1 protein-coding gene and 4 pseudogenes are annotated in these 16,050 nt (G+C 74.6%); all 5 read left to right on the forward strand.

The genetic code is table 11. The annotated features are described in order from the left end of the window. Nucleotides 1-71: 71 nt before the first annotated feature. A pseudogene (locus K9S39_RS43425) lies at nucleotides 72-2,567 on the forward strand (type I polyketide synthase); the annotation flags it as partial. A gap of 183 nt (nucleotides 2,568-2,750) precedes the next feature. Continuing rightward, a pseudogene (locus K9S39_RS43430) lies at nucleotides 2,751-4,775 on the forward strand (type I polyketide synthase); the annotation flags it as partial. 210 nt (nucleotides 4,776-4,985) lie between these two features. Continuing rightward, nucleotides 4,986-5,639 (forward strand): phosphopantetheine-binding protein, encoded by a 654-nt coding sequence (locus K9S39_RS43435; protein ID WP_454896521.1) that lies wholly within the window; start codon nucleotides 4,986-4,988, stop codon nucleotides 5,637-5,639. 10 nt (nucleotides 5,640-5,649) lie between these two features. Beyond that, nucleotides 5,650-10,431: pseudogene (locus tag K9S39_RS41020) on the forward strand (SDR family NAD(P)-dependent oxidoreductase); the annotation flags it as partial. Between the two features lie 72 nt (nucleotides 10,432-10,503). Further along, nucleotides 10,504-16,017: pseudogene (locus K9S39_RS41025) on the forward strand (SDR family NAD(P)-dependent oxidoreductase); the annotation flags it as partial. Nucleotides 16,018-16,050: the final 33 nt, after the last annotated feature.

The following is a 16,050-nucleotide window of genomic DNA, read 5'->3' on the forward strand; positions in this document are numbered from 1 at the left end:
TGGCCCGGGAGCGCGAGCGGCAGCACGAGCCGATCGCCGTCATCGGCATGGCCTGCCGCTATCCGGGCGGGGTGCGCACGCCCGCCGAGCTGTTCCGGCTGGCCGAGGGCGGCGTCGACGCGATGGGCGGGTTCCCGCAGGACCGCGGCTGGCCACTGGACCGGCTCTACGACCCGGACCCCGACCACCCCGGCACCACGTACACGACCCAGGGCGGCTTCCTGTACGACGCCCACCACTTCGACGCCGAGTTCTTCGACATCAGCCCGCGCGAGGCGCTGGCCATGGACCCCCAGCAGCGGCTGCTGCTGGAAATCACCTGGGAGGCGCTGGAACGCGCCGGGATCGAACCCGGCGCGCTGCGCGGCAGCGACACGGGCGCGTTCACCGGGGTCATGTACAACGACTACGCCTCACGACTGAACCCAGTGCCCACCGGATACGAAGGGTTCGTCGGCAACGGGAGCGCGGCGAGCATCGCCTCCGGGCGGGTGGCGCACACCTTCGGCTGGCACGGCCCGGTGGCCTCGGTGGACACCGCCTGCTCCTCGTCGCTGGTGACCGCTCACCTGGCCGTGCAGGCGCTGCGGCGCGGCGAGTGCGGCCTTGCGGTGGCCGGCGGGGTCACGGTGATGTCCACGCCCACCTCGTTCACCGAGCTCGCCCGGCAGCGCGGCCTGTCCCCCTCCGGCCGCTGCCGCGCCTTCGCCGAGGACGCCGACGGCACCGCGTGGGGCGAGGGAGCCGGTGTGGTGCTCCTGGAACGCCTCGGCGACGCCCGCGCGCACGGGCACCCGGTCCTCGCGGTGATCGCCGGCAGCGCCGTCAACTCCGACGGAGCCAGCTCCTCGGTCACCGCGCCCAACGGCCGCGCCCAACAGCGGCTGATCCGCGCCGCGCTGGCCGACGCGGGCCTGGACAGCGCGGACATCGACGCCGTCGAGACCCACGGCACCGGCACGCCGCTCGGCGACCCCATAGAGGCCCAGGCGCTCCTGGCCACCTACGGCGCCGAACGGGACAGCGGCCGACCGCTGTGGATCGCGTCGTTGAAGTCGAACATCGGCCACACCCAGGCAGCGGCGGGCGTCGCCGGGCTGATCAAGACGATCGAGTCCATGCGTGCGGGCGTGCTGCCGCCCACCCTGCACGCGGACCGGCCCAGCACCCGGATCGACTGGAGCGCCGAGACGGTGCGTCTGGTCCACTCCGCCCGTCCCTGGCCGGCCAGGGACGGCGTGCGGCGCGCCGCGGTATCGGCCTTCGGCATCGGCGGCACCAACGCCCACGTGGTCCTGGAACAACGTGACGAGCCCCCCGTACGGCTGGAAGAAGCCCAGCCCGGGACAGCGCCCTTGGTAGCGGAGCAGACCGCCGACACCCCGCTCGTCCTGCCCCTGTCGGCCCGGAGCGCCGAGCAGTTGGGCACGTACGCGGAACACGTCGGTGCCGCGCTCGCCGCTCCCAGCGCCGACGGGGCGGAGCTCGCCGCCGTCTACCGCGCGCGCAGCCGCTTCGCCCACCGCGCCGTGCTCCTCGGCCACGCCGCCGACCTGACCGACGCCTGCACCGCGCTGGCCACGGGCCGCCGCGCCGACAACGTCCTCACCGGCGTCGTCGACGAGACGCCCAGGACAGTCTTCGTCCTTCCCGGCCAGGGCGCCCAGTGGCGCGGCATGGCCGGCGAGTTGCTGCGCACCAGTCCCGCCTTCGCCGCCGCCTTCGCCGAGTGCGAGGAGGCCCTGCAGCCGCACCTTGACTGGGACCTGCGCGAGGTGCTGACCGCCCCCGGGCCCGCTGCAGTCTTCGAGCGGGCCGAAGTCGTCCAGCCGGCCCTGTTCGCCATGATGGTCTCGCTCGCACGCCTGTGGCAGGCCCATGGCGTGCACCCCGACGCAGTCATAGGCCACTCACAGGGCGAGGTCGCCGCCGCCTGTGTGGCCGGAGCGCTGAGCCTGCCCGACGCCGCCCTGGTGGTGTGCCGGCGAAGCGCCGCCGTGCGCGGCCTGTCCGGTGCCATGTCCTTGGTTGCCCTGGGCGAGACGGAGGTCGCCGAGCGTCTGCCGGACACCCTGACCGTGGCGGCCGTCAACGGGCCCCGCTCGGTGATCGTTTCCGGCCCCGCCCAGGACGTCCGCGCCTTCACCGCGAGCCTGCAGGACGACGACGTGTGGGTGAAGGCCCTCCCCGCCGTCTACGCCTCACACAACCCGGAGGTGGCGGGGCTGCGCGACCGGCTGTGCGCGGACCTGGCCGGAATCACCCCGCTCACGCCGCGGATCCCGATGTACTCCACCCTCGACCTGCGCTGGATCCGCGACGCCGAACTGGGCCCCGAGTACTGGTACCGGAACCTGCGCCACCCCGTGCGGTTCGCGCAGGCCGTGCAGCAGGTGGCCGGGGAACGCAGCTCCCTCTTCGTCGAGTGCAGCCCGCACCCCGTGCTCACCATGGCCACCGAGGACAACATCGCCGACAGCGCCGCCCCGGCCCATGTGATCGGCACGCTCCAGCGCGGCGACGGCGGCCCGGACCGCTTCGCCCGCGCCCTCGCCGCCGCGTTCGTGCACGGCGCCGACGTCGACTGGACGCCCGCCGGCGAACCCCGCGCAACCGGCGTCCCCGGACCGGCCGCCGTGACCACCCCGACGGCCCCGACGTATCCCTTCGCCCGCAAGCCCTACTGGCTGCACGCCACCCCCGCGGCGGGCGCCGCCGGGCCGCTGCCCGACCCGGGGCATCCGCTGCTCAGGGCCGCCGTACGCCGCCCCGACGGCAGCGGCATCGACTTCTACGCCCGGCTCGACACCACCACCGTGCCCTGGCTCGCGGACCACCGCGTCCTGGACGCGGACGTGCTGCCCGGCGTCGCAGTCCTCGACGCTCTCGGCCACGCCGGCCGCCGTACGGGATGCGGCGCCCCCGCCGAGACCGTGCTGCATCGCCCGGTCGTGATCGACCGTCCGCTGCTGCTGCGCGTCGCCGTGGACGTGCCCGGGGGACAGGCCACGGTCCACGTCACCCCCGCCGACGCCGAACTCCGCGACGGCACCGAGGAGATCCACGTCGCCACCGCGACCCTCGCCGCCGCCCCGTCCGACCGGCGGACCGCCACCATCGCGGTCCCGTCCGCCGACGAGTCCCTGGAGGACGCGGCCGCTTGGTACGAGCAGATGCGCGCCGCGGGCTTCGACTACGGCCCGGCGTTCTCCCGGCTGACCGGATTCCGGCGGGAGACGGCCGACGGGGACGATGTCGTCTACGCCCGGGTGTCCGGCGACACCGCCGCCGGAGACCTCCCGGCCCTGGACGCCGTCCTGCACGGCGCGTGCGCGTCCGGCCTGATCGACCTGGTCGGTGCGGACGGCACCACCGCCCATCTCCCGCACCGCTGGGAGGACGCCGACCTGCCCGCCTCGCTGCCCTCCGCCTTCTGGGCCGTGCTGCGCCCGGTCGCGGATCCGGACGGACCCGCGGTGGAGGTGCTGCTCGCCGACGACGACGGCGCCGCCCTCGGCGGTATCGGGGCCGTACGGGCCCGCCCGGTGCCGACCGCCGCGTTGCGCGGCCGCACCCGCTGCCACACGGTCGCCTGGGAGCCGGCGCCCGCCGCGCCGTCGGCCGGACGCGTGGTCGTCGTCGGCGACGCCGGCCTCGCCGCCGCCCTTGAAGAGCGCGGCGTCACGGCCGACCCCGTCGCCGACTGGACCGCACTCGACGCCGCCCCCGGCCTGGTGGCGGACGGCACCCCGGTGCTGGTGCCGCTCGCCGCACCGGAGGCCACCGACCCGGCCGCTGCCGCGCTCGCCGCTACCGAGGCCGGCCTGGAGGCCGTCCGGCGCTGGCTCTCGGGCCCCCACCCCGGACGGCTGACCCTGCTGACCACCGAGGCGCTCGCCGTCGGCGAGCCGGCCGGCGCCGGCCTAGGGCCTGTGCCGGACGCCGCGGGGGTGGGGGTACCTCCCGGTCATGGGGGTCCCCCCGCTCGAGCGAAGCCGAGAGTGGGGGAGGGACTTCCGACACAGGCCCTAGCCCACGCCGGGATCACCGGCCTGCTGCGCAGCGCCCGCGCCGAGGAACCCGGCCGCTTCCAGCACATCGACGTGCCCGGCTCCGGCGCCGACCTCGGGCTGATCGCCGCCGCCCTCGGCAGCGCCGAGCCCGAACTGGCCCTGCGCGCAGGCGAGTTGCTGATGCCCAGGCTCCGCCCGCTCACCGCCCCGGCCACGCCTGCTGAATGGGACCCCGACGGGACAGTCCTGATCACCGGGGGCACCGGCACCCTCGGCGCACTGGTCGCCGAGCACCTCGTCAGCACCGGCCGGACCCGCCACCTGCTGTTGCTCAGCCGCTCCGGCGAGCGCGCCGCGAACGCCGGCGACTTGGCCGAGCGGCTGCACGCGGCGGGGGCCCGGGTACGGATCGTGGCCTGCGACGCCGCCGACCGGGACCAACTGGCCGCTGCCGTCGACGGGATCGACGCCGCGCACCCGCTCACCGCGGTCGTGCACGCCGCGGGGGTCCTCGACGACGCGCTGCTCGGCGACCTCGACGCCGCCCGGCTGCGCACGGTATTCGCCCCGAAGGTGCCGGCCGCGTTCCACCTGCACGACCTCACCGCGCACCTGCCGCTGCGCGCGTTCGTCGTTTTCTCCTCCGCGGCCGGCACCCTCGGAGGCTCCGGACAGGCCAACTACGCCGCCGCCAACACCGCCCTGGACCGCCTGGTGGCCGAGCGGGCCGCACAAGGACTGCCCGCGGCGTCCGCCGCGTTCGGGCTGTGGGAGCGGGTGAGTGGCATGACGGGCGCCATGGACGACGCCGCGCGGCTGCGGGTGCGGCGCGGCGGCCTGGTCTCGCTCACCGACGCCGCCGGGCTGGACGCCTTCGACCAGGTTGTCGACGGGTCCGAACCCCTCATCCTGGCAACGGAGTTCGACCTCGCGGCGCTGCGTGCCCAGGCGGCCGCCGGTCAACTCCCGCCCATGGCACAGACCCTGATCCCCGCGTCCTCGGCACCGGCCCGTGCCGCCGAGGACGACGCGGGTCGGCTGCAGGCCCGGCTCGCCGGGGCCGATCCCGCCGAGGCGGCACGCATCGTCACCTCGTTCGTGCTGGGCCACCTCTCGGAGGTCCTCGGGCACACCGACAGTTCCGCGATCCCGTCGACCGGCTCGTTCAAGGAACTGGGCCTGACCTCCATCAACGCCGTCGAGCTGCGCAACCGCCTCGCGGCCGGAACCGGCCTGTCCCTGCCCGCCGGCCTGGTCTTCGACCACCCCAACCCCAAGGCGCTGGCCGCGCATCTGGCGGAGCGGATGGCCGGGGCCGGGCAGCACGGCCGCGGCGATCCGCTGGCACCGGCCCTGGAGGCGGTGCGGGCCCTGGGCGAGCGGCTCGCCCGGCTCGCCCCGCATGCGGCGGACTCCGCCGACGGCGGCCGGGCCGTCCAGGAGGCGCTGGGGACGCTGGCCGGACAGTGGCGCGACAGTACGGGCCGCACAACGGGGACGGCGCCGGTGGACAGCCTCGACGGTGCCACCGACGACGAGATTTTCGGCCTGATCGACAACGAACTCGGAATGGTCATGGGCCAGGAATCACCGGCCCCTGACGCGCTGGAGGCAGCAGATGAGTAACGAAGAGCGTCTGAGGCAGTACTTGAAGAAGGTCACCACCGAGCTGCAGCACGCACGCCGCCGGGTCGGGGAGCTGGAGAGCGCCCGCTCCGAGCCCGTCGCCGTCGTCGGCATGGCCTGCCGGTTCCCCGGCGGCATAGCCACCCCCGAGGACTACTGGGCGGCGCTGCGCCGCGGCGCCGACCTCGTCTCCGGCCTGCCCGGGGACCGCGGCTGGGACCTGGCCGGACTGCACGACCCGGACCCGGATGCGCTGGGCAAGTCGCTCACCGACCAGGGCGGCTTCCTGACCGACGCGACCTGCTTCGACCCCGAGCCGTTCGGCATCAGCCCGCGCGAGGCACTGGCCATGGACCCGCAGCAGCGGCTGATCCTGCAAACCTGCTGGGAGGCCGCCGAACGCGCCGGGATCGACCCCACCTCGCTGCGGGATTCCCAAACGGGCGTCTACATGGGCGTGATGGGGCAGGACTACCTGCCCCGGGCCGACCGTGCCACCGCCGAGGTCGCCGGATACGCCGTCACGGGCGCGGCCTGCAGCGTGGCCTCCGGACGGGTCTCCTACGTCCTCGGCCTGCAGGGGCCGGCCGTGACGGTGGACACCGCGTGCTCCTCCTCGCTGGTCGGCCTGCACCTGGCCATGACCGCCCTGCGCGCCGGCGAATGCGACCTCGCCCTGGCCGGCGGCGCGACCGTGATGTCGTCGCCCGCCACGCTGGTCGAATTCAGCCGGGTCCGCGGCGTCGCCCCCGACGGACGCTGCAAGGCCTTCTCGGCCCACGCCGACGGGGCAGGATTCGGCGAGGGTGCTGCCGTCCTGGCGCTCCAGCGCCTCTCCGACGCGCAGCGCGACGGCCGACCGGTGCTCGCGGTGCTGCGTGGCGGCGCCGTCAACTCCGACGGCGCGAGCAACGGCCTGACCGCACCGAACGGCCCCTCCCAGGCCCGCGTCATCACCGCGGCGCTCGCCGCCGCCGGGGTTCGCGCCGCCGATGTCGACGTGGTGGAGGCGCACGGTACCGGCACTCCCCTGGGCGACCCGATCGAGGCCCGCGCCCTGATCGACGTTTACGGGTCCTCCCGGCTCGACGTTTACGGGTCCTCCCGGCCCACGGGGAACGGCCTGCTGATCGGCTCGGTGAAGTCCAATGTCGGCCACACCCAGGCCGCCTCGGGTGCTGCCGGCCTGATGAAGCTCATCCTCGCCCTCCGGCACGAGGAGCTGCCCCGGACGCTGCACGCCGAGGAGCCCACCCCGGAGATCGACTGGGAGGGCTCCGGGGTCCGCCTGGCGACCGCCAACACCCCCTGGCCCCGGGGCGAACGGGTCCGCCGAGCGGCGGTGTCCTCCTTCGGCGTCAGCGGTACCAACGCTCACCTGATCGTTGAGGAGGCTCCTCTCGTTGAGGAGGCCCCTGAGCCCACCGAGCCTCTTGAGCACCCGGCGCCCGAATCCGCAGCTCCCGTCGCCGACCAGCTCCCCGGCGCGGCCGAGCCGGTGACCGCGCTGGTGCTGTCCGCCGCGAGCACGGACGCGGTACGGCACGTGGCCGCCGACGTGACCCCGCTCGCCTCCGACACCGCCGTCGACCCGGCGGCCCTCGGTGCGACCCTCGCCACGGCCCGGGCCGGACTGCCCGAGCGCGCCGTCGTCATCGGCCGAGGCCGTGACGAACTGCTCGCGGGCCTCGCCGCCGTCACCGACGGACTGCCCTCGCACTCCGTACGGCACAACCGGGCGCTCGGCACCCGGCAGCCCGTCTTCGTCTTCCCCGGACAAGGCGCCCAGTGGCCCGGCATGGCGGCCGGCCTGCTGGAGCAGAGCGCCGCGTTCCGCGCCGAGTTCACCGCGTGCTCCGAGGCCCTGGAGCCGTTCACCGGCTGGTCGCTGCTGCGGATGCTGGCCGAGGACGACCCCTCGGAACTGGCCCGCGTCGACGTCGTCCAGCCCGCGCTGTGGGCGACCTACGTCGCGCTGGCCGCCGTATGGCGCGCGCATGGCGTGACGCCCGCCGCGGTGATCGGGCACAGCCAGGGCGAGATCGCCGCCGCCCACGTCGCCGGCGCGCTGACCCGCTCCGACGCGGCCCGTGTGGTCGCCCTGCGCAGCCAGGCGATCCGGGGCCTCGGCGCCCGCGGCGGCATGGCCTCGGTGGCGCTGCCGCTGTCCGCGGCGCGTGAACTGATCGCCGAGCACGGGCCCGCGGTGGAAGTCGCCGCCGTCAACGGGCCGGCCAACACGGTGCTGACCGGCGATGCGGACGCACTCGACGAGATCGTCCGTCGGGCCGTCGAGAAGCGGGTGCGAGCCAAGCGCATCGACGTCGACTACGCGTCCCACTGCGCCCATGTCGACGCCCTCCGGGAGGAGATCCTCGACGTGCTCGCGCCGATACGCGCCCGCAAACCCGCAATTCCCATGTATTCCACGGTCGATCTGGACTGGATCCGCGAAGGCACCGTCGACGCCGAGTACTGGTTCCGCAACCTGCGCCAGACCGTCCGCTTCGCCGAGGGCGTGACCACCCTGATCACCGAAGGGTTCGGGGCGTTCATCGAGGTCAGCCCGCACCCCGTGGCGACGCCCGGGATCACCGAGACCATCGAGGCGGTGGGTGGGTCCGCCGTCGCCCTCGGCACCCTGCGCAGGGAGGAGGGCGGCTACGAGCGGTTCATCGCGTCGCTGGCCGTGGCGTACACCCACGGGGTGCCCGTCGACTGGACCCCCGTGTGGACCGGCGGACCGCACCCGCGCGTCGCCCTGCCCACCTACCCCTTCGCCCGCACCCGCCACTGGCTCGACGAGGCCGTCCGCGAGGGGCTGCACGCTGCCCCCCGCGCCGAGAACTACCGCATCGCGTGGGAGCCCCGCCCCGACGGCGCACGGGACGTGCCCGCCGCCGGACGCTGGGTGCTCCTCGTTCCGGCCGACGGAACGGCACTCGCCGCCCGGCTGGCCGACGCGGTCCGCCGACGCGGCCTGACGGTCGACGAGTTCGTCGTGCCCGAAGACCTCACCCGCGAGCAGTTGCGCGCCCTGCTCGACCACGGGCGGCTGGCCGAGGCCGACATCGTCGTGTCGCTGTTGTCCCGGGACGGGCGCACCGCCCCCTCGACCCCGCAGACACAGCATGGCCTGGCCACCACCGTCCGCGCCGTCCAGGCCCTGGCCGACATCGGCAGCACCGTGCCGCTGTGGCTGCTCACCACGGGAGCCCAGCACGTCGGCGACGTCCCGGCCACCGCCCCCTTCGCCGCGCAGACCTGGGGCTTCGGCAAGGTCGTCGCCATGGAGCACCCTGAACTGTGGGGCGGCCTGATCGACTTGCCGGCACCCGACCGGATCGACGACGCCGATCTGGACACCGCGGTGTCCGCGATCGCGCCGGTCGACGACGAGGACCAGATGGCGATCCGCAGCGGCCGGGCGCTGGTACGCCGGATCGAGCAGTGGGCACCGGCTTCCGGCGCCGACTGGCGGCCGGAAGGGACCGTCCTGGTCACCGGCGGCACCGGCGCGCTCGGTACCCACACCGCCCGCTGGCTCGCCGGCCGGGGCGCTGACCGCATCGTGCTGACCGGCCGACGCGGCACCGCCACCCCGGGCATGCCCGAACTGGTCGCCGAACTCGGCGACCAGGGCGTCACGGTGGACGTCGTGGCGTGCGACATCGCCGACCGCGACGCCGTGCGGGACCTGCTCGACGGCTACCGCGCCCAAGGCGCGCCCGTCCGCACCGTCCTGCACGCCGCGGGCACCGGCGAGCTGGTGTCGGTGCTCGACGTGGACCTGGACGATTTCGCAGGCATCCTCCGGGCCAAGGTGCTCGGCGCCCGGAACCTTGTCGCCCTCCTCGACCCCGAGGACGTGCACGCGCTGGTCTTCTACTCGTCCATCGCCGGGGTGTGGGGCAGCGGGGACCACAGCTCGTACGCCGCCGCCAACGCGTTCCTCGACGCCTACGCCCAGCAACTTGCCGCCGCGGGCTGGCCGGCCGCCTCGGTGGCCTGGGGCGTGTGGCAGCCCTCCGACGTCGAAGGCAACGGCGGCATGTCCTCGCATGTCGACACCACCGCCCTGCGCCGCCGCGGCGTGAAGACCATGCGCGCCGACTCCGCCCTCGACCGCATGGGCGCCGCGCTCGCCGCGCACACCCCGCACGCCGTGATCGCCGACATCGACTGGGACCGCTTCCTCGACGTGGTCTCCGGATCCGGGCAGCGCCCGCTGTTCGCCCGCCTCGCCAGGGACGACGATCCCGTACAAGACCGTGCCGGTACGGGGGACTTCACCAGGGAGCTCGACGGGCTGGCCGGCCCGGAGCGCCGGCAGCGGCTGCTGGAGCTGGTGTGCGCCGTCACCGCCGCCGCCCTCGGCCACACCGACGCCGGCGTCATCGACCCGGACGTCGCATTCAAGGACCACGGCATCACCTCGATCACCGCGGTCGAACTGCGCAACCGGCTCGCTCGGCGCACCGGACTGACGCTGCCCGCTTCCCTCGTCTACGACCATCCCAGCCCCGCCGCCGTCGCTGCCGTCCTCGACGCCGCCCTGGGCGGCACCGACGACACCCCGGCGGCCGATCCGCAGACCCTGCTCGACGCCCTCGAGCAGCAGCTCGGCACCGCAGTGGGCGCACCGGACGCCCGCACCGGCATCGCGCGCCGGCTCCGGCAACTGCTGCGCCAGATCGAGACACCCGCGGGGACCGAGCCGGGCGCGGTGCTCACCGAGGAGTCCTCCGCCCAGGACGTCGTGAACTTCATCGAACAGGAACTCGACATCTGACCGCTCCTCCCGCCCGCTCCGCCCCGCCGCGCACCGCTCTCGCAAGGAGATCCGCACATGCTCGAACAAGACAAGCTCCTCGGGTACCTCAAGCGGGTGTCGGCCGAGCTGCAACGCACCCGGACCGAGCTGGACGCCGTCCGCGACGCCGCTCACGAGCCGATCGCCGTCGTCGGTATCGGCTGCCGCTACCCCGGCGGCGCCCGCACCCCGGAGGCGCTGTGGCGGATCTTCGCCGACGGCCGGGACGTCATCGGCGCCTTCCCCACCGACCGTGGCTGGGACCTGGCGGACTTCTTCGACTCCGATCCCGACGTTGAGGGCCGCAGCTACGCCCGCGAAGGCGGGTTCCTCGCGGACGCGGGCCACTTCGACCCCGAGTTCTTCGGGATCAGCCCGCGCGAGGCGCTGGCCATGGACCCGCAGCAGCGGCTGCTGCTGGAGACTGCGTGGGAGGCGATCGAGTCCGGCGGGGTCGACCCTTTCGGCCTCAAGGGCAGCCGCACCGGCGTCTTCGTCGGGGCGATGGCCCAGTGCTACGACCGCCAGACCGACCAGCCCCCGGCCGGCCTCGAAGGGCTGCTGCTGCTCGGCGGCGTCACCAGCGTCGCCTCCGGCCGCATCGCGTACACCCTCGGCCTTGAGGGCCCCGCGCTGACCGTCGACACCGCCTGCTCGTCCTCTCTCGTCAGCCTGCACCTGGCCTGCCAGTCGCTGCGCAGCGGCGCCAGCGACCTCGCCCTGGCCGGCGGCGCCGCCGTGATGTCGCTGCCGGACGCATTCTCCGGCTTCTCCCGGCAGCGCGTCCTGGCCAAGGACGGCCGCTGCAAGGCATTCTCGGCGGACGCCGACGGTATGGGCATGGCCGAGGGCGTCGGCATGCTGTTCCTGTGCCGCGCCGCCGACGCCCGCCGGCGCGGCCTGGAGACCCTCGCGCTGATCAGGGGCAGCTCCGTCAACTCGGACGGCGCCAGCAATGGCCTCACCGCCCCCAACGGCCCCTCGCAGGTCCGGGTGATCCGCGACGCGCTGCGCGACGCCGGCCTGCCCTCCGGAGCCGTCGACGCCGTCGAGACCCACGGCACCGGAACCGAACTCGGCGACCCCATCGAGGCGCAGGCGCTCCTGGAGAGCTACGGCTCCGGGCGCGCCGCCGACCGTCCGCTGTGGCTCGGCTCCGCCAAGTCCAACATCGGGCACAGCCAGGCCGCCGCCGGAGTCGTTGGCGTGATCAAGATGATCATGGCGATGCGGCACCGCACCCTCCCGCGCACCCTGCACATCGACCGGCCCACCGGACACGTCGACTGGACCGGCCCCCTGCAACTGCTCGACCGGCCGCGCCCCTGGGAGCCGGCCACCGACGGCGAGGGGCCCGCGCCGCGCCGGGCCGCCGTCTCCGCGTTCGGCATCAGCGGCACCAACGCTCACGTGATCCTGGAAGAGGCCGCGGCCGACGCTGCACCGCCCGCATCCCAGGAGCCCGCCGCGGGCACCGTCGCCTGGCCCCTGTCCGCCCGTACAGCGGCCGGCGTGCGGGCGCAGGCCGGCCGGCTGGCCACCTGGGCGCGCGAACACCCCGAGGCCGACGCCCGGCAGGTTGCCCACGCGCTGGCCCGCCGCCCGCGGTTCAACCACCGCGCCGTCACCGTCGGCGGCTCGCTCGAAGACGTCGCCGCCGCACTCTCCCGCCTCACCGCCGGAGAGACGGGGCCCACCACCGTCCTGGGTACGGCCCGCCAAGAGCCCCGGGTCACTTTCCTGTTCTCCGGGCAGGGCGCCCAGCGCGTCGGCGCCGGCCGCACGTTGTACGAGCGCTTCCCGGCCTTCCGCGCCGCCCTCGACGAGGTGGCCGCGGAGTGCGACCAGCACCTCGAAACCCCGCTGCTCGACGTGCTGTTCGCCGACCCCGACACCCCGGCCGCCGCGCTGATCGACCGCACCGACTACACCCAGCCCTGCCTGTTCGCCGTGGAGACCGCCCTGTACCGCCTGGTCCGGTCGTTCGGCATCGCACCGGCCCACCTGCTCGGGCACTCGATCGGCGAGATCACCGCCGCCCACGCGGCGGGCGTGCTGGACCTGCCCGACGCCACACGTCTCGTGTGCGCCCGCGGACGCCTCATGGAGTCGGTGGCCACCGAAGGGACGATGTACGCGCTGCGCGCAGGCGAGGAAGACGTCGCCGCGCTGCTGGCCGACCGGGACGACGTCGCGATCGCCGCGGTCAACGGCCCGCGGACCGTGGCCCTTTCAGGGGAGCGCTCCGCGGTGGCCGCGGTGGCCGCGCAGGCCCGGGACCGGGGCATCCGGGCCCGCGAGCTCAACGTCAGCCATGCCTTCCACTCGCCGCTGATGGACCCCATCCTGGAAGAGTTCACCGCCGTCGCCGCCGGCCTCACCTTCCGGCCGCCCGAGACACCGGTGATATCCAACGTCACCGGCGCCGTCGCCACCGCGGAGGACCTCACCTCCCCCCGGTACTGGACCCGCCACCTGCGGGAGGCGGTGCGCTTCCACGACGGGCTGATGCAGGCGCGCGCCGCGGGCGTCGACGTGCTGCTGGAACTCGGCCCCGACGCACCACTGACCGGCCTGGCCTCGGCCGCCCTGGACGAGGCCAGGCCGGCAGCCACCCCGGAGGACGCCGGTCCGCTCACCGCCGCCGCCCTGCGGCGCGACCTGCCCGAGGACACGTCCATCCTGCTGCTCGTGGGCACCGCCCACGCCGCGGGCGTTCCCGTCGACTGGGACGCCGTACTGCCCGGAGACGCGACCCCGGTATTCGGGCTTCCCACCTACCCGTTCGCCGGACAGCGCTACTGGCTGCCCGCCGGCCACGCCGGCGGCGCCGAACCGCAGGACCTGGGCCTCGACCCCGTCGCGCACCCGCTGCTCGGTGCCGCGCTGCGGCTGCCCGGCACCGCAACCACCGTCCTCACCGGCCGGATCTCCACCCGGACCCACCCCTGGCTCGCGGACCATGTCATCCTCGGCCAGGCCATCGTCCCGGCCACCGCGGTGCTGGAGCTCGCCAGAGCCGCCGGTACGGTCCTCGCCGCAGACCACGTCATCGAGTCTCTCAGCGTCGAGCACCCCCTCGTCCTGCCGGAGCGGGACGCCGTCGACCTGACGGTCGTGGCCGAACCCGGCACGGGACCCGGCACGGACGAACGCACCTGGACGGTGACCCTCACCTCCCGTCACAGCCAGGAAACCGAGGAACGGCGGCACGCCGTCGCCGTACTCCGCGCGGAGACCGTCGCACCCCACGCCGACTTCGCCGAACTGCGCGACTGGGACCTCACCGACGCGACCCCCGCCGATGTCGCCGGTCACTACACCCGCATGGCCAACGTCGGTCTGGACTACGGTCCTGCCTTCCGCGCCCTGCGCGAGGCGTGGACCCGCGGGACCGACGTCCTCGGCGTCGTCGCACTGGAACCCGCCACCGGCACCGACGGATACGGCACCCACCCGGCCCTTCTCGACTCCGTACTCCAGGCCACCGGACTGACCGTGACGGACGACGCACCGCAGGTCCGTGTCCCGTTCCACTTCTCCGGAGCAGCGCAGCACGGCCCGGCCGGCACCCGGCACCGTTTCCTGATCCGGTACGCGGACGACGGAACCGCCCGCGTCCTGGTCGCCACAGAGGACGGCACACCGGTCGTCTCGGTTGCCGGCCTCACCCTGCGCCCCGTGGACCACGCCCAGTTCACCGACTCCTCCTGGCGAGTCAGGCCGCTGCTGTACGAGATCACCTGGCAGCCGGCCCCCGAGCCCGCGGCCGCCCTGCCGCTGCGCATCGCCACCGTCGGCCCCGTATCCCCTGGTCTCGTACGCGCCTGGGACGCCGCAGGACACACCGTCGACCCCCGGCCCTCGCTCACGGACATCGCCGACGCCGACCGCGTCGTCCTCGCACCACCGATCGCACCGGGCGAGCCGCTCGACGCCGGCCGCGCCCGGGACGCCACCGCCGAGGCCTTGCGCGCCGTGCAGGAGTGGCTCACCATCGACCGCTCCGGACAGCTGTGGATCGTCACGCCCGATGCCGCCGACCCGGCCGTCGCGGGGGTGCACGGACTGCTGCGCAGCGCGGAAACCGAACACCCCGGGCGCTTCACCGTCGTCGGCACCGACGGCGCCGAGGCTTCCGACACCGCCCTGGCCCGCGCCGTCGCCGCGGGCAGCGCCGAGCGTGAAATCGCGGTGCGCCAGGGCGCGTTGCTCGTGCCCCGGCTCACCAAGGCCGCCCTCCCCGCCCCGCCCGACGAGGGCCGGTCCCTCGACGGCACCGTCCTGATCAGCGGTGGCACCGGCTCCATCGGCTCCCTGGTGGCCCGGCACATCGCCGAGCGGTACCGGCCCGAGCGGATCGTCCTCACCAGCCGGCGTGGCTCCGCGGCACCCGGCGCCGAGGACCTGGTCGACGACCTGGGGATCGCCGGATGCGACGTGGACCTGGTCGCCTGCGATCTGGCCGCCCCGGACGCCGTCGACACACTCCGGCACGCGATCGGCGACCCGGCGGCCCTGTCCGCAATCGTGCATGTGGCGGGCACGACCGCCGACGCGCTCCTGACCGACCTCGACACCGCGGACATCGCGGCCGTGTTCGACTCCAAGGTGCACGGCGCGGCCGCCCTGTGCGCCCTGGGCGCCGAGGCCCCCGACGCGCGGATCGTGCTGTTCTCCTCGGCGGCCGGCACCCTCGGCAACGCCGGCCAGGCCAACTACGCGGCCGCCAACAGCGTCCTCGACGCCTTCGCCGACAGCCTCTCCGCGCAGGGCCGCAACGCCACCTCACTCGCCTGGGGCCTGTGGGAGCAGCACGGCGGCATGACGGACGCGGTCTCCGGCGCCGACCTCGCCCGCTTCGCGCGCACCGGCGTCCTACCGATCGGCCCGGCCGCCGCGATGGCCGTCCTCGACCTGGCGTCGGCCGCCGACCGTGCCCGCCTCGTGCCTCTCTCGCTGGACACCGGGGCCCTCGCCGCGACAGGCACCGTGCCCGCCGTACTGTCCGTCCTGGTTCCCCCCGCGACCGTTGCCGCGACGGAACACGCGGACGACACCGACGAGTTCCGCACGTCCCTCGCCCGCCTGTCCGGCGAGGAACGACAGGAGGCGCTCACCGACGAGGTGCGCGCACGGGTCGCCACGATCCTCGGCTACGACGACCCGGAACAGGTGCCCGTCGGGCGCGGCCTGCTGGAGCTCGGCATGACCTCGCTCACCGCGGTCGACCTGCGCAACTGGCTCTCCCGGCGCACCGGCCTCTCCCTGCCCGCAACGCTGGTATTCGACTACCCGACGGCCGGTGAGGTGGCCGCCTTCCTGCATCAGGAACTCCCCGACACCGGAGCCGCTGCCGGGCAGGAACCGCTCGACGAAGTCGAACGGCTCATCGCCCGGCCCGGCGACCCCGCCCACCGCGAAGCCCTCCTGAACCGCATGCGCGCACTGCTGCGCGCCTACGACACGGACCACTACGACACGGACCATGCGAACGACGACATCGCCGACGCCACCGCAGACGAGATCTTCGGGCTGCTCGACAGCGAGCTCAAGGACTCCTGACCGACAGGGCCACCCCCACCCCTTCAGCACCGA

Origin of the sequence: Streptomyces halobius, assembly GCF_023277745.1 — a bacterium.
GTDB classification, from domain to species: Bacteria; Actinomycetota; Actinomycetes; order Streptomycetales; family Streptomycetaceae; genus Streptomyces; species Streptomyces halobius.